This window comes from Xenorhabdus szentirmaii DSM 16338, from assembly GCF_002632585.1.
In the GTDB taxonomy this organism is placed as follows: Bacteria; Pseudomonadota; Gammaproteobacteria; order Enterobacterales; family Enterobacteriaceae; genus Xenorhabdus; species Xenorhabdus szentirmaii.
The window spans coordinates 1-206 of sequence record NZ_NIBV01000076.1 but is presented as its reverse complement, the minus strand read 5'-3'; the positions used below and the strand labels follow the sequence as shown (position 1 = coordinate 206).

At 52.4% G+C, this 206-nt stretch carries 1 tRNA gene; it reads right to left on the bottom strand.

The window, feature by feature from the left end:
- Positions 1-76: transfer RNA gene (locus Xsze_RS21735), tRNA-Ala, on the bottom strand.
- Positions 77-206: the final 130 nt, after the last annotated feature.

Sequence of the window (206 nt, the reverse complement as noted above, 5' to 3'; positions counted from 1 at the left end):
TGGTGGAGCTAAGCGGGATCGAACCGCTGACCTCTTGCATGCCATGCAAGCGCTCTCCCAGCTGAGCTATAGCCCCACAAATGTGGTTCAGATTTTGAATAACCAAATACTGACTGGAAACGATAAGTATTTGGTGGAGCTAAGCGGGATCGAACCGCTGACCTCTTGCATGCCATGCAAGCGCTCTCCCAGCTGAGCTATAGCCC